This window comes from Salegentibacter chungangensis (genome assembly GCF_042678405.1).
Classification (GTDB): domain Bacteria; phylum Bacteroidota; class Bacteroidia; order Flavobacteriales; family Flavobacteriaceae; genus Salegentibacter_A; species Salegentibacter_A chungangensis.
On the sequence record NZ_JBHTLI010000001.1, the window covers coordinates 250,618 to 267,037 of the forward strand.

10 protein-coding genes are annotated in these 16,420 nt (G+C 43.2%); 6 read left to right on the forward strand and 4 right to left on the reverse strand.

From position 1 onward, the window contains the following. Window positions 1-110: 110 nt before the first annotated feature. The 3 genes from odhB to ACFQ3Q_RS01105 form a co-directional block, all read right to left on the reverse strand. Entirely contained in the window at window positions 111-1,367 is a 1,257-nt protein-coding gene (gene odhB, locus ACFQ3Q_RS01095; protein ID WP_380742084.1) for a 2-oxoglutarate dehydrogenase complex dihydrolipoyllysine-residue succinyltransferase, read from the reverse strand. Window positions 1,368-1,415: 48 nt separating this feature from the next. Then, a complete protein-coding gene (locus ACFQ3Q_RS01100; RefSeq protein WP_380742086.1) occupies window positions 1,416-4,190 on the reverse strand; it encodes a 2-oxoglutarate dehydrogenase E1 component in 2,775 nt (924 codons plus the stop codon). 225 nt (window positions 4,191-4,415) lie between these two features. Next, window positions 4,416-5,390 carry a polyprenyl synthetase family protein gene (locus ACFQ3Q_RS01105; protein WP_380742088.1) on the reverse strand — a complete coding sequence of 325 codons (975 nt, stop codon included), beginning with the start codon at window positions 5,388-5,390 and terminating at the stop codon, window positions 4,416-4,418. A 141-nt stretch (window positions 5,391-5,531) separates the two neighbouring features. On the opposite strand from ACFQ3Q_RS01105, the gene ACFQ3Q_RS01110 reads away from it, so the two are divergent. The 4 genes from ACFQ3Q_RS01110 to ACFQ3Q_RS01125 are packed head-to-tail and all read left to right on the forward strand — an operon-like array spanning window position 5,532 to window position 12,171. Beyond that, the gene (locus ACFQ3Q_RS01110; RefSeq protein ID WP_380742090.1) at window positions 5,532-6,149 is read left to right on the forward strand and encodes a TetR/AcrR family transcriptional regulator; all 618 of its coding nucleotides are present in this window, start codon (window positions 5,532-5,534) and stop codon (window positions 6,147-6,149) included. After that, on the forward strand, window positions 6,130-7,503 hold the full coding sequence (locus ACFQ3Q_RS01115; protein WP_380745568.1) for a TolC family protein: 1,374 nt from the start codon (window positions 6,130-6,132) through the stop codon (window positions 7,501-7,503). Before ACFQ3Q_RS01110 ends, ACFQ3Q_RS01115 begins: the two co-directional genes overlap by 20 nt. Before the next feature lie 22 nt (window positions 7,504-7,525). Next, window positions 7,526-8,689 carry an efflux RND transporter periplasmic adaptor subunit gene (locus ACFQ3Q_RS01120; protein WP_380742092.1) on the forward strand — a complete coding sequence of 388 codons (1,164 nt, stop codon included), beginning with the start codon at window positions 7,526-7,528 and terminating at the stop codon, window positions 8,687-8,689. 5 nt (window positions 8,690-8,694) lie between these two features. Further along, on the forward strand, window positions 8,695-12,171 hold the full coding sequence (locus ACFQ3Q_RS01125; protein ID WP_380742094.1) for an efflux RND transporter permease subunit: 3,477 nt from the start codon (window positions 8,695-8,697) through the stop codon (window positions 12,169-12,171). A gap of 62 nt (window positions 12,172-12,233) precedes the next feature. Here ACFQ3Q_RS01125 and ACFQ3Q_RS01130 read toward each other — a convergent pair whose 3' ends face one another. Further along, window positions 12,234-12,599: a toxin-antitoxin system YwqK family antitoxin gene (locus ACFQ3Q_RS01130; RefSeq protein ID WP_380742096.1), complete on the reverse strand. Its 366-nt coding sequence runs from the start codon at window positions 12,597-12,599 to the stop codon at window positions 12,234-12,236. Window positions 12,600-12,827: 228 nt separating this feature from the next. Here ACFQ3Q_RS01130 and aspS point away from each other — a divergent pair, with 228 nt between their 5' ends. Together aspS and ACFQ3Q_RS01140 are read left to right on the forward strand one after the other, a co-directional pair. Continuing rightward, window positions 12,828-14,576 (forward strand): aspartate--tRNA ligase, encoded by a 1,749-nt coding sequence (gene aspS / locus ACFQ3Q_RS01135; RefSeq protein WP_380742097.1) that lies wholly within the window; start codon window positions 12,828-12,830, stop codon window positions 14,574-14,576. 51 nt (window positions 14,577-14,627) lie between these two features. Next, complete coding sequence (locus ACFQ3Q_RS01140) at window positions 14,628-16,418, forward strand: chloride channel protein (RefSeq protein WP_380742099.1); 1,791 nt, start codon at window positions 14,628-14,630, stop codon at window positions 16,416-16,418. Window positions 16,419-16,420 lie beyond the last annotated feature (2 nt).

The following is a 16,420-nucleotide window of genomic DNA, read 5'->3' on the forward strand; positions in this document are numbered from 1 at the left end:
TTTTTAAATTTCTTGACATTAGTTTTATTTTAATTTTTTGCGGGTTGAATGAAAAAAGGCAGCACTTTAAAGTGCTGCCTTTTTTATTTTTCAGGTAATAAGATCGCCTTCTATAATTCCAGCGCTCTTTTCACATCGTTATCCATTAGCAGTTCCTCAGGATTTTCAAGAGCTTCTTTTACAGCCACAAGGAAACCTACAGATTCTTTCCCGTCAATTATTCTGTGATCATAAGAAAGCGCCACATACATAATTGGCCTGATTTCTACGTGACCATCAATGGCAACAGGACGTTCCACGATATTATGCATTCCCAGAATCCCGCTCTGAGGAGGGTTAATAATTGGAGTAGAAAGCATAGAACCGAACACCCCTCCATTAGTAATGGTAAATGTACCTCCGGTCATTTCATCTACAGTAATCTTTCCGTCACGAGCACGGGTTGCAAGGTCTTTCACTTCCTGCTCAACCCCTCTAAAGCTAAGATTTTCAGCATTCCTGATCACAGGAACCATTAGGCCTTTTGGCCCCGAAACTGCAATACTGATATCCTTATAGTCATACTTCATCTGGTAATCTCCATCTATCATAGAGTTCACATCGGGATACATATCTAAGGCACGCACAACGGCCAAAGTGAAGAAAGACATAAACCCAAGGCTTACCCCATGCTTCTCTTTAAACTCTTCTTTATATTTTTTACGCAAAGTAAAGATCGGAGACATATCTACCTCATTGAAAGTGGTAAGCATCGCCGTCTCATTTTTAGCTGAAACAAGACGCTCGGCCACCTTACGACGGAGCATAGACATTTTCTTACGGCTCTCACCTCTTTTCCCGGACCCGGGAGTTCCCATAGAAGGCTTGGCCTGCACCGCATCCTCCTTGGTGATTCTTCCATCCTTACCGGATCCTTTTACAGACTTGGCATCCACACCCTTTTCGTCAAGGATCTTTTTAGCTGCAGGAGAAGGACTCCCACTGGCATAGCTTTCTTTTTCCTCTTTTTTATCCTGCTCCTGTTTTGGAGTAGAGGGTTTTGAAGGCTCCTCTTTCTTAGCGTCAGTCTTCGCTTTATCCTCCTCTTTCTTATTGTCCTCATCTGAACCACCATCTCCTTCAGGTTTTTCAGCTTCGGTATCTATCAGGCACACTACTTCTCCAACAGCTACGGCATCACCTTCTTCAGCTTTCAGGGTAATGATACCACTGGCTTCCGCAGGAAGCTCAAGAGTGGCTTTATCACTGTCTACCTCGGCAATTGCCTGATCTTTTTCAACGTAATCCCCGTCTTCAACCAGCCATTGAGCTATTTCAACTTCGGTAATAGATTCCCCGGGAGAAGGAACTTTCATTTCTAAGGCCATGATCTTTGTTTTTATTATTGTTTCTGCCAGGCAGAAATTTATTCGTTTTTATTTATTTTCTTCAGCTGTTTTGTCAAAAACACTGTTTATTACTCTTTCGTGACGTTTTTTGAATCTTACAGAACTACCTGCAGCCGGAGATCCGTAGAATTTCCTGCTACACACCCTGAAGTTCTTCGCCTCATTAAAATGAAGCAGCATATGCCCGTAAGCACCCATATTTCTAGGCTCTTCCTGAGCCCATACCACATCATCGGCATTCTTGTATTTTTCCATCATCTCCTTCATCCTGGAAACCGGAAGAGGGAACAATTGCTCTACGCGCACCAAGGCCACATCATCACGCTCATTTTCTTCTTTATATTCCAGCAGATCGTAGTAGAATTTCCCTGTACAGAATACAAGGCTTTTTACTTTATCTGCATCTGCATTCGGGTCATCCAGTAAGGTCTGGAAGCTGCCATTGGCAAACTCCTCTTTGGTGGAGATCACGTTTGAATGCCTCAATAAACTCTTAGGAGTAAATACAATAAGCGGTTTTCTAAACCCTGCTTTCATCTGTCTTCTAAGCAAATGGAACATATTCGCAGGGGTGGTCACATCGGCCACATACATATTATCCTTTGCACAAAGCTGAAGGAAACGCTCCATTCTTGCGGAAGAGTGCTCTGCTCCCTGCCCTTCGTAACCGTGAGGCAGTAACATCACCAAGCCGTTCTGAAGCTTCCATTTATCTTCGGCGGCAGAGATATACTGATCTATCATTATCTGGGCTCCGTTCACGAAATCCCCAAACTGGGCTTCCCAGATGGTAAGTGTTTTGGGGCTCGCCATAGCATAGCCATAATCGAAACCAACCACTCCGTATTCCGAAAGTGGGGAATTATAAATAAAGAAGTCTCCGTCTCTTCCTTCTATATTATTGTGAAGGATGATCTCTTCTTCACTTTCTTCAACCTTCAGCACGGCGTGACGATGAGAGAAAGTACCTCTTTCACTGTCCTGCCCGCTAAGGCGAATATTATATCCTTCGGTAAGCAAAGAACCGTAAGCAAGGTGCTCGGCCATTGCCCAGTCCAGCTTGTTCTTTTCGAAGTACATTTTATTCCTCTGATCAACAAGCTTGTTGATCTTACGCATAAATTTCTTGTTTTCCGGAAGTTTTGAGACCGCTTCAGCTACCTTATCGAGTTTCTTAAGATCGTAGGTAGTATCGATCTCCTCCATCATCCTGTCTTCAAGAACGTTTTCAAAACCTTCCCATTCATCCTCCATAAAAGGAGTGATCTTGGTCTTTTCTTCTTTTCTTGAATCCTCAAAATTCTCTTCAAGCTTGGCTTTATAATCTTCTTCAAGCTTTTTCAGGTATTCATCATCTATAACACCATCCTTCTTCAGCTTTTCAGCGTAAAGGTCTCTGGTATTCTTATGCTTCGCGATAGCCTTATAAAGTTTAGGCTGTGTGAACCTTGGCTCATCCCCTTCATTATGCCCATACTTCCTGTATCCAAGAAGATCTATGAACACATCACGCTGAAACTTCATTCTGAACTCCAGGGCAAAAAGTATAGAATGCACCACAGCCTCGGCATCATCAGCGTTTACGTGAAGTACCGGAGAAAGGGTGACTTTTGCCACATCAGTACAGTAAGTAGACGATCTTGCATCCAGATAATTTGTGGTAAACCCTATCTGGTTATTGACTACTATATGAATGGTACCACCGGTCTTGTACCCATCAAGCTGGGCCATTTGAACCACTTCATATACAACACCCTGACCTGCAATGGCAGCGTCTCCGTGCACCAAAATAGGAAGCACCTTAGAATGATCTCCTTCATAGCGACGATCCTGCTTGGCACGAGCTATTCCTTCTACCACGGCTCCAACAGTCTCAAGGTGAGACGGGTTGGGAGCAATATTTATGTTTATCTCTTTTCCGTTATCGGTAGTCCTGCAGGAAGTCCATCCAAGATGATATTTCACATCTCCGTCAAAAATATCCTGCTCGTAATCTTTCCCGTCAAATTCGCTAAAAATATCCTTTGCGCTTTTTCCGAAGATATTGGTAAGGGTATTCAGGCGTCCTCTGTGTGCCATTCCCATCACAAAATCCTTCACCCCAGCTTCAGCAGCCTTCTCAATTAAAGCATCCAGTGCAGGGATAAGGCTTTCCCCTCCTTCCAGAGAGAACCTTTTTTGCCCTACATATTTTCTGTGAAGAAAGCTCTCGAAAGAAACAGCTTCATTCAGCTTCTTCAGGATTTGTTTCTTCTGCTCAGCATCGAATTTAGGATGATTCTCGTTAACATTCAGTTTTTCCTGAATCCACGAGATCTCTTCGGGTTTACGTATAAACATGTATTCGACCCCAATGGCGTCGCAGTAAACCGTTTCAAGATGCGCAATTATATTGTTTAAGGTAGCAGGCCCAATCCCAAGAATATCACCGGCGTTGAAAACCACATCCAGGTCTTCTTCGGCAAGCCCGAAATTCTCAATATCAAGAGTAGGTCTGTATTTTCTTCTTTCCCTTACCGGGTTGGTTTTTGTAAATAAATGCCCTCTGGTACGGTATCCGTCAATCAGCCTGATCACCTGAAACTCCTTAACTACATGTTCAGGAACCTCTCCTTCTTCAAATTGAGCGGGAGCATTTTCCAGCACCTCACCCGAGACACCATTCTGCTGCATCCCGAAATCAAAACCTTGAAAAAAAGCCCTCCAACTGGGCTCTACACTATCTGGGTACTGAAGGTATTGGTCATAAAGTTCGGCGAAATATGCAGTATGCGCGGCATTTAGAAATGAAAATCTATCCATAAGTTGAAACTAATGTTTCTTTTTAGTGTAAAAAACAAAGCAAAAATACAATTTTTAGAAAAAACAGCTTGCTGCAATCGATATATTTATCTTATGCATTATAAGAAATTTAACATAGTAACGACAGGATTTCCTCAGGAAAATCAAGGAATCACTGAATTATCCTTAAAACTGAAGCTGTAATAGCCAAAAGCCTCCGATAAGGTAATAAGGGAAAACAGCAATTTACACCTGCCGTTCCATCAGGCTTTCCCCAAACTGTCTTAAAGGCTCTTTTTTCTCTTCCGGGATTTCGATCTTATCGAGTACCTCAAAGGCCATACGTGTGTATTTTTCGATCTCCTCACGGGTATACCTGGCCGCACCGCTGTTCTCAAACAAAGCCTTTACGGTCTCGATCTTCCCGGAAGTCTCTGCCGGGTTAATAGTGTAAAGATGCTCAAGCTGTCTGGCCTCACTCTTACTGGAGGCCTCAAGCGATTTCAGGTAAAGAAAGGTCTTCTTATTTTCAATAATATCGCCTCCCAGTTGTTTTCCAAAAGTTTTTGGATCTCCAAAAGCATCCAGGTAGTCGTCCTGGAGCTGAAATGCAATTCCCAGAAGTTTTCCGTATTCATAAACTGCTTTCTTGCATTCGTCTGAAGTCTCTGCGACGATTGCTCCCATCTGCAATGAAGCCCCTACCAGAACTGCAGTCTTATATTCTATCATTTTAAGGTAATCTTCGATACTCACATCTTCCTGCGTTTCAAAATCGATATCATACTGCTGCCCTTCACATACCTCTATGGCCGTTTTAGTGAATAACTGCGCCAGTTCTTTAAAGATATTGCCTTCATAATTTTCGAATAACTGATAGGCATTTATAAGCATCGCATCACCGGAGAGAATTCCGGTGTTTATATCCCAGCGCTCGTGAACGGTCTCTTTACCCCTTCTGATAGGCGCATCGTCCATAATATCGTCATGCACCAAAGAAAAATTATGAAAGATCTCTATGGCCAGTGCGGCATCCAGAGCCTTTCTGTAATCTGAATCGAAGATCTCTGTGGCCATAAGCACCAGGACAGGCCGAAGTCGCTTCCCTCCCAAACTCAGAATATACTTCATGGGTTCGTAAAGGTTGCGGGGCTCCCTTACCTGGATCTTTTCATCTAAATATTCCACAAAAGCTTCCCTGTATTGAGAAATGGATAACATAGCCGGATAATTTTTGCGCTAAAATACCATAAATGAATTTATTTCAAATTTACGACCGGTGTTAAATAATCATTAAACTAAGGAAACTTTTTTTGTTTTTTTAGTTTCCTGAGTGTACTTTTGCAGCCAAATTTTTTATAAGTGAGAGAGAAAATACTAACAACGGCCACCGAAATGTTTCTAAACCTGGGGTTTAAGAGCGTAACTATGGATGATATTGCCAACAAAATGGGGATATCCAAAAAGACCATTTACACGCATTTTGAGAACAAGACGAAACTTGTAGAGGCCGTTACCCATCATCTTTTTGATACCATTAGTGATGGAATAAGAAAAATCCAGAAAGAAAAGGAAAACCCCATTCTGGAAAATTACCAGATCAAGCGATTTGCCATGTGCAACTTGAAAGACGAAGAGACTTCGCCGCAGTACCAGCTTCAGAAGTATTACCCAAAATTATTCAAAGAAATGAGGTCGAAGCAATTCCAATTCATGCAACGTGTGGTAATAGACAACCTGGAGAGAGGGATCACAACGGGACATTATCGCAGAGACATTCCCCTTTCCTTTATAAGTCGTATCCATTACGCCGGGATGCTGGCCATAAAAGATAAAGACCTTTTTCCCGAAGAGGAATACAGCAATAAAAGGCTGATGGAATATTTCCTGAAATATCATTTGTATGCCATCTGTACCCCGAAGGGTCTAGAAACATTAGAAGAACTTATTGAAAGCAATGATGAAATTAACGAAATTTAGCAAGTTTTTTCTCCTCCTGTTTATGAGCAGCAGCCTGTTTGCGCAGGAAGAACCAGCAACAAGCGAATACAATTTCTCTTTGGAAGAAGCCATTCGCTTCGGACTTGAAAACAATTATAATTCCCTAAACGCCGAAAGTGATGTTGAGATCGCACTGAAACAAAAATGGGAGATCATTTCACAGGGGTTACCGCAGATTACAGGAGACGTAGATTATCAAAATTTCCTGAAACAACCGGTAACACTAATTCCGGCAGAGATCACCGGGGGCGAACCCGGAACCTTTGTACCTGTGACTTTTGGGACAAAGCAAAGTATGAACGCAACAGCCACTTGGAACCAGCTTATTTTTGACGGTTCCTATATTGTAGGAGTCCAGTCGGCAAAAACCCTGCTTCAGATCTCCAAGAATGCCAAGACTAAGACCGATCATCAGGTAAAAACAGCCATTATTAATGCTTACGGAAATGTTCTTCTAGCCGAAGAGAGCGTGGAGATTCTTCAGAAGAACCTGGAAACACTTCAGAAGAATTATGACGAAACGAAAGTGATTTATGAGAACGGGATGGCAGAACAGGAAGATGTAGAGCAGCTGGAGATCACCCTCCTGGGGCTTAAGAATAACCTGAACCGAAGCATCAGAATGCGAAAGGTGGCTAAAGACCTGTTGAATATCACTCTGGGACTTCCGGTAGAGACAGAAGTGAACCTCACCCAACAACTGGACAAGTTGGCGATGCAATATTTCGACATAAGCCTTTTACAAAAGGAGATTCCTGTTGAAGAAAATATCGATTACCGCATCGCTCAAAACACCGCCGAGTCTAAAGAGATTCAGGTGAAACTGGAGAAAGCCAAAGCCTTGCCGAAGCTAACCGGGTTCGTTAATTACGGCTATCAGGGTTATAGTGACGATTTCAGCTTCCTAAAAAGTGACCAGGAATATTTCAACCAGTCAATTCTGGGAGTAAGTCTCGATATCCCGATTTTCAGCAGCGGGATGAGGAGTTCCAGAACCCAGCAAAAAAAGATTGAATACAAGCAGGCACTTCTTGACCTTGAACAAACCGAGAACGAGGTAAAAAGAAGGATCATTTCAGCTAAAAGTGAATATGAATACAGCCTGGAAAACTATCAAACCCAGAAGAAAAACCTTGAACTGGCTGAACGGATCGAAAGAAAGAATGAAGTGAAATTCTTTGAAGGCCTGGCAAGCAGCTTCGAATTAAGCGAGGCCCAGCGTCAGCTCTATTCAGCACAACAGGACTTTTTGCAGTCTATGCTGGATGTGATCACCACGAAGGTAGAATTAGAAAATCTCTTAGATACAACGAAATACAGTGATGAGAAATAATCAACCCTATTTTAATATAGCTATGAAAAAGGCAATACTATTATTAAGCATACCACTTTTTATGACTTCCTGCGGAAAGGAAGCGGAGAAATCTGTGGAAGATATTATTGAAGGTGGCGACTTGCAGGAAATGAGAAGTAAGAAATCTGATCTCAGCAAACAGAAAGGAGAACTTACCGTAAAACTCGATATGCTTACGGAAGCCATTGAAAACCTGGATACCAGCAAAAGCCTGAACCTGGTAAGAATCCAGGAGATTGAGGACACTATCTTTAAGCATTATGCTGAAGTTCAGGGTGATGTTGCTACTGACGAGAACATTATTATCTACCCTGAATTTTCAGGACTTCTTAACCAGGTAAGGGTTAACGAAGGAGACAGGGTCTCTAAAGGACAGACACTTGCCGTAATAGATGATGGCGGCTTATCGAGCCAGCTTGCACAACTTGAAGCCCAGGCCACTCTTGCCAGGACTACCTTCGAGCGTCAAAAGCGGCTTTGGGAACAGAATATAGGTTCTGAGATCCAGTACCTTGAAGCCAAGACCAATTATGAAGCGCTTCAGAGTTCTGTTGAACAAATGAAGTCCCGATTGGCCAAAACTATCGTAACCGCTCCTTTTAGCGGAGTTATTGATGATGTATTAAGCGACCAGGGAGAAGTTGTTAACCCGGGACAAAACCCGCTATTCAGACTTATTAACCTGGATAATATGTATGTAGAGGCGCACGTACCGGAAACCTACCTTAACAAGATCCGGACGGGGACAGATGTGAAGGTAGAATTGAGTGCTACCGGAAAAGAGTTTGACGGCAAAGTTCGCCAGGTTGGGAATAACATCAACCCAAATAACAGGACTTTCAAGGTACAGGTAAGCATTCCCAATAAAAATGGAATGGTTAAACCCAACCAGATCGCTACCATCAAACTTAACGACTACACTTCTGAAGAAGCTGTGATCGTTCCTGAGAGTACCATTCAGAAGAATGCCTTGGGAGAAAGCCTTGTATTTATACTCGAACCAAAGACAGACAGTACCGGGATCGCTAAAAAAGTGATCGTGGAAACCGGATATGTATATAAGGACAACATCGAGATTACAGGGGGACTTGAAGCAGGACAAAAACTAATTGTTGAAGGTGGAAAGAGCCTTAGAGACGGGCAAGAGGTTAAAATCAGAAACTAGAAGAAATGAACAAGATAGATAAAGAGTTTAAACTCTCCTCCTGGGCCATAGATAACAAAATGACGGTCTATGTAATAATCGCCATTATTATGGTTGGCGGGCTTTTCTCTTATTACAACATGCCTCGGGAAGCGTTTCCTGAGATCATCGAGACCAAGATTTATGTTAGTTCGGTAAACCCGGGAAACTCGGCTGAAGATGTGGAGAAATTTATCACCGAGCCGCTGGAAGAAGAGTTCAACGATATTGGAGGGATCAACCAGATCACCTCCACTACTCTTCAGGACTACTCCCTGGTGATCATTGAATTTGAAGAAGACATTAGTGTCGATGCAGCCAAACAGAAGGTTAAGGACAAGGTAGACCTGGTGAAGTCTGAAACCACCTGGCCCACGCTGGATAATGGCGCGAAGGTAGAACCCAATGTTTTTGACCTTAACATTTCAGAAGAACAGCCTATCCTGAACATTAATCTTACGGGAGATTACACCGTACAACACCTTAAAGATTATGCTGAGCAGCTCCAGGAAAAGATCGAGCGCTTACCGCAGATCAAAGAAGCAAGCATTAGGGGTGCTGAAGATATGGAGGTCGAAATTGCCGTTGATATCTATAAAATGACCGCCTCCAAGGTGAGCTTCAATGACATCATTAATTCGGTGAGCCTGGAGAACAAGACCATTTCCGGAGGTAATATTATTACCAGCGGGGTTCAGAAGAACATCAGGATCATTGGAGAGATCCAGGATCCGAAGGAGCTGGAGAATGTTGTGGTAAAAAAGGATGGCGGTAACATCTTCCTTAAGGATATAGCCAACATAAGATTCCAGGAAAAAGACCACACCACTTTTGCCAGGGAGTACGGCAAGCCGGTTGTGATGCTCGACATAAAAAAACGAAGCGGTAAGAATATGATCGAGGCGGTAGACGAGATCAAAAAAATAGTTGCCGAAGAACAAGCGAACAGCCTTCCGGAAGACCTTGAGATTTCTCTTACAAACGACCAGTCTACCAAGACCCAGAGCCAGGTAGACGATCTTGTGAACAACATTATTTTCGGGGTGATTCTGGTAGTACTGGTATTGATGTTCTTCCTTGGTTTCAGGAACGCCCTTTTTGTGGGACTGGCTATCCCGCTTTCCATGTTGCTTTCCTACATCATCCTTTCCAGCCTGGGTTACACCCTTAACACTATGGTGCTTTTCGCGCTGGTAATGGGTCTCGGGATGCTTGTGGACAACGGGATCGTGGTTGTTGAAAACGTATACTCCCTTATGGATCAAGGAATGCCGAGGATAAAAGCTGCGAAACAGGGATTGGGCGAGATTGCCTGGCCTATTATCGCTTCAACGGCCACCACCCTTGCAGCCTTCTTCCCGCTGGGCCTCTGGCCCGGAACTATCGGGAAATTTATGGTGATCTTCCCGATCACGCTCTCCATGGTATTAGGCTCCAGTTTGTTCGTGGCGCTCATCATCAACTCGATGCTTACTTCCGAGTTTATGAAGACCGAAGAAGGAAGGATTTCCAGGAAAAGGCTTATCAGGACCAGTATCATACTTGCCAGTGTAGGATTGATCCTGGTTACCTCAGGTTATATGCTTTCTGTAGGGGCACTTAGGGGAGTTGGAAACATTCTTATTGTAGGAGCTATTCTGCTATGGTTCTATAAATATGTACTGTCCAGAGGGGTTGAATTTTTCCAGTTCAGAGCACTTAAGAAACTGGAAAACATCTATGAAAACACTCTGAAATTTGCCCTTAGAGGAAAAAAAGCTTACCTGTTTTTCTTCGGAACGATTGCCTTATTGATATTGTCTTTTGTGCTGATAGCCCTCGTACAACCCAAGGTACTGTTCTTCCCTGAAAACCAGCCTAACCAGATAATCACCTATATCGAATATCCGGAAGGGACCGATATCAAGAGAACCAACGAACTTACTAAAAAAGTTGAGAAGCAGATATTTGAGGCGATCAAGAAATACGAAGATCCCGACGGATATAACTTTATGGTAGAATCGGCTATCTCCCAGGTAGGGGAAGGTGCCGGGAATCCACAGACCGATGGCGGACAGCAGAATGAAATGCCTCATAAAGGTAAGGTTACCCTTTCTATGCGTGAATTCAACAAACGTCGCGGGGTAAAGAGTAGCGAGGTCTTATCTGAAGTACGTGATGCCGTACAGGGCTTTCCGGGAGCATCAATAATTGTTGAAAAAGATGCGGCAGGCCCTCCTTCGGGCTATCCTATAAACATAGAACTTAAAGGAGAAGACTATGAAAAGATGCTGGCTGAAGCCGAGGATCTTAGAACATATATTCAGAGCCTTAACATTGCCGGGATCGAAGAGTTGAAACTTGATGTCAACAAATCGAAGCCGGAACTGGATGTTCACGTAGACCGCCGAAAAGCAGGACAGCTTGGAGTTTCAACCGCTGCAGTAGGACAAACTCTTAGAAGAGCGATCTATGGAGAAGAGGTTTCTACCTTCAAAAAAGGTGATGACGACTACGAAGTGAATGTGCGTTTTAATGAAGAAACCCGGTACAACCAGAACGCCCTTTTCAATCAGCCGGTTACCTTCAGAGACCAGAATACGGGAGAACTTATACAGGTTCCTATCTCTTCTCTGGTAGAAACCGAGGTGGCTTCTTCCTTCAGCTCTATTAAAAGGAAAAATCTAAAAAGGGTAATCACTGTATACTCTAACGTATTACAGGGGTATAATGGTAACGAGATCGTAGCAAGACTCCAATCTGAACTCAAAAATTATGACCTTCCCGAGGACATTAGTCTTCAGTTTACCGGGGAGCAGGAAAAGCAGGACGAGAATATGGACTTCCTGTTAAAAGCCCTGATGTTCGCACTTGGAGGAATCCTGCTGATCCTGGTAGCCCAGTTTAATTCGCTCTCAAAACCTATCATCATTCTGATGGCAGTGGTACTGAGCCTTGTAGGAGTATTCCTTGGGCTTATCACCTTCCAGATGGACTTTGTTATTATCATGACAATGATGGGAATTATCTCCCTGGCAGGAATCGTGGTGAACAATGCCATTGTACTTATAGATTACACGCAGTTACTTATAGACCGGAAAAAAGCCAAACTGGGTTATGAAAGCAACCAGTTGCTAACACGGGAACAATATTTTGAGACTATAGTAGCCGGGGGTAAATCAAGGTTACGCCCGGTATTGCTTACGGCTATCACCACGGTATTGGGTCTTATCCCACTGGCGGTAGGGCTTAATATAGATTTCTTCAGCCTGTTCATAGATTACGACCCTAAAATCTATATTGGGGGAGACAACGTGATCTTCTGGGGGCCGCTGGCCTGGACTGTGATCTTCGGATTAGTGTTCGCGACATTCCTTACCCTGGTGGTAGTCCCGGTAATGTTCTACCTGGTAAACCGGGCTAAGGTGAGATTCGCCGATAAAAGAAAAGAACGCAAAGAGAGAAAAGAAGCTTTAGCCAATTAATATTTGAACCAAAAAAAGCCCGAAGTCAAACTTCGGGCTTTTTTATTTTATGATTTCGAATACTACTGTTTGCTAAGTCTGCTCCCTTCAATTAAGCGGTTATTCACACTTGCAACCCTGCTGTTTTCGTAAGTTACTTCTCTTAACGTGTCTCCAGACCAAAAAAACCATTTACCAGTCTTTTTACCATGGTCATATTGGGCGATTGCTCTCTTACTACCTTCTTCGTCGTAAGAAATCCATTTGCCGTGGAGTTTTCCGTCCTTGTACGTACCTTCCTGTCTAATATTTCCGTTTTCATAATAAAAAGTTGCTTTAATTAAATCCCCCTGTTTTTCGAAACCGGGTTCTTTTGCTTCATTTTGCGCAATAGCTGTACCGCTTAAAATAAGAGTTACAACTACTAAGAGGGTTCGCATCATATTCATCGCTCTATTTTTTACACTTCTCTTACAAAGGTATAGAAAACTTTACGATTATTCAACGTTTACATAACATTAACTTAACATTGAAGTCCAAAAACACTGACTTGCAAGACATTGAGATGACGCAAAATCCTTAACATTGAAAAAAATTCAATGCTTTTTTAAGCAAGTTTCTTTAAAGAAACCACTATAACTTATTACTTTTGCCCCCACTAAAATATTGGGAATATTATGTACAGAAGTCATACCTGTGGCGAATTGAATTCGGCTAACATCGGGGAAGAAGTCCGTCTCTCGGGATGGGTCCAGAAAGTAAGAAATAAGGGATTTATGATCTGGCTCGATCTAAGAGATCGTTACGGGCTTACTCAGCTTATTTTTGATGAAGAACGTTCAGAGAAAGCTCTGATGGAGAAGGCCGAAAAGATTGGCCGTGAGTTCGTGATCCAGGTTACCGGGAAAGTTATTGAAAGGGTTTCCAAAAACCCTAATATCCCAACCGGAGACATTGAAGTGCTGGTGACACAATTTGATATTCTTAATACTTCCCTTACCCCTCCATTCACTATTGAGGATGAAACCGATGGCGGAGAAGATCTTAGAATGAAATATCGCTACCTGGATATTCGAAGAAACCCGGTGAAGAACAAATTAATGTTTCGCCATAAGGTAGGAATGCAGGTTAGAAATTACCTGTCTAATGCGGGTTTCATTGAGGTAGAAACACCTTATTTAATCAAGTCTACCCCTGAAGGGGCTCGTGATTTTGTGGTACCAAGCCGTATGAATGAAGGACAGTTCTATGCACTTCCCCAGTCTCCACAAACCTTTAAGCAGTTGCTTATGGTAGGCGGGATGGACAAGTATTTCCAGATAGTGAAGTGCTTCAGGGATGAAGACCTTAGAGCCGACCGTCAGCCGGAATTCACCCAGATAGACTGCGAAATGGCTTTTGTTGAGCAGGAAGATATCCTTAATATTTTTGAAGGTCTCACCCGTCATTTGATCAAAGAGATCAACGGGGTTGAAATCGGGGATTTCCCACGTATGACCTATGCTGAGGCGATGAAGAAGTACGGGAACGACAAACCCGATATCCGTTTTGGAATGGAATTCGGAGAACTGAACGAAGTAGCCCAGAACAAAGGTTTTAAAGTATTCGATCAGCAGGAACTGGTTGTTGGAATCGCAGTTCCGGCAGCAGCAGGCTACACCCGAAAAGAACTGGACAAGTTAATAGAATGGGTAAAAAGACCTCAGATTGGTGCTAACGGACTGGTTTGGGCAAAATATAATGAAGACGGGAGCTTTAAGTCTAGTGTAGATAAATTCTATTCCCAGGAAGATCTTAAGGCCTGGGCTGAAGAAACCGGGGCAAAACCGGGAGACCTTATCCTGGTGATGGCTGGTGAAACAAGAAAGACAAGAACCCAGTTGAGCGCACTCAGAATGCACCTTGCTACCGAGCTTGGCCTTAGAAAAGCCGACGATTTTGCTCCTTTATGGGTTGTGGACTTCCCGCTTTTGGAATGGGACGAAGAAACAGAGCGATACCACGCTATGCACCACCCGTTCACCTCTCCAAAGAAAGAGGATATTCCGCTTCTGGAAAGCAAGCCGGGAGAAGTAAGGGCCAATGCCTACGACCTTGTTCTGAACGGAAATGAAATAGGCGGTGGCTCCATTAGGATCCACGATAAAAAGACCCAGTCCAAGATGTTCGATTATCTTGGCTTTACGGAAGAAGAGGCGAAAGCCCAGTTTGGGTTCCTGATGGACGCTTTCCAATACGGGGCTCCGCCACACGGCGGGATCGCCTTCGGGTTTGACCGCCTTGTTGCTATTCTTGGAGGACAGGAAACCATTAGAGATTTCATTGCGTTCCCGAAAAATAATGCAGGAAGGGACGTAATGATAGATGCTCCAGCCAAACTGGATAAAGAGCAATTAGATGAACTTCATCTTCAATTAAAGTTATAAATTTAAATCCTGCTTAACGCAGGATTTTTTTATAAAAGCAATATCTAAACAGTGTTAAACCTACCCGTAGGCATCCTGAAGAAGTTTTCCAGGTGGAAAACAAAGCATTTATCCCACCAGCAATTCATTATGTTACTGAGCGGGATAATTGGGTTTGCCGCCGGTCTGGGCGCTGTGGTAATCAAAAACCTTACTCACTATATACAGGACCTCCTGGAAGGTAAACTTATTGCTAACTACCACCACGCCTTTTATTTTATTTTCCCCGTAATCGGGCTCGCCCTAACGTTACTGATCATAAAATATGGCTTTAAGAAAAAAGTGGGGCATGGCATTCCCTCTACCCTATACGCCATCTCGAAACGCCAGGGTATTATGCGATCTTTCCAGATGTATGCCTCAATTCTCACCGCACCTTTAACGGTAGGTTTTGGTGGTTCTGTAGGACTGGAAGGACCAACGGTAGCAACAGGAGCCTCTCTTGGTTCAAACATCTCCAGGCTTTTTAAGATGAATCAAAGTTCCAGGACTTTACTTATTGGTTGTGCTGCAGCCGGAGCAATGTCATCTATCTTTAAAGCCCCTATAGCCGCGATCATTTTCGCAATAGAGGTATTTAGCCTGGATCTTACTCTGGTATCTATGGTCCCGCTGTTAATCGCTTCGGTTTCTGCAGTACTCACTTCATATTTCTTTTTCGGCCCGGATACGCTTTTACCTTTTAAGCTTACCGACCAATTCAATATATCTGAAGTTCCATTCTATATCATCCTTGGAATACTAAGTGCTTTCTGTTCTATTTATTTTACTTCAGCATATTTTAGAATTCATAGTTTCTTCGGCAGGTTCAAGAGTCCTGTGGTTCGCCTGCTAATTGGAGGAATCGGCCTGGGGATACTGGTATATTTTATTCCGCCTTTGTACGGTGAAGGTTACAACGTGATCAACAATCTTTTGGCCGAGAATTATCTTGAAGCCCTGGGATCTAATCTTTTTAGCGAATTTATGGATAACATATGGGTGGTGATAGCCTTACTTGCCGGGCTGGTCATCTTTAAAATTATTGCCACATCTCTTACATTCGGCGCCGGAGGGGTGGGCGGAATCTTTGCACCAGTGTTGTTTATGGGTAGTGCCCTGGGGCATTGCTTTGCTCTTGTTGTTAACAATTTCAGCCTGCTCAGGCATCCTATTTCCATCAGCAGTTTTACAATGGTAGGGATGGCAGGACTTATGGCCGGAGTGCTACATGCCCCGCTAACCGCGATCTTCCTCATTGCAGAACTTACCGGAGGGTATGAGCTTTTTATCCCTCTAATGATCACAGCGGCCATCTCATTTATGATCACCAACCGTTTTCAGCCCCACTCGGTTTATACCATGGAGCTGGCACAACGTGGGGAGCTCCTCACCCACGATAAGGATAAGACAGTCCTTACCCTGCTGAATATTCAGCGAATTATAGAAAAGAATTTTATCCCGATCCAGATAGATAAGAACCTGGGAGACGTAATTCACGAAGGGGTTATAAAATCTTCCAGAAATATCTTTCCGGTTGTAGATGAAAACAGTAACTTCATGGGGATCATTCTTTTAGATGATATCAGACCGGTAATGTTCGACCAAAGTATGTATGATGAAGTGAAGGTGAGCGATATCATGCAAAGTGCTCCTGCTATAATCGACATTAGAAAAGACAGGACTCAGGAGATTATGAAAAAATTTCAGGAAAGTGACGCCTGGAACCTTCCGGTAGTAAAAGATGATAAGTACATAGGCTTCATTTCAAAATCAAAATTGCTAACCGCTTATCGTCAAAAATTAATTGAAGTAACCGTATAATT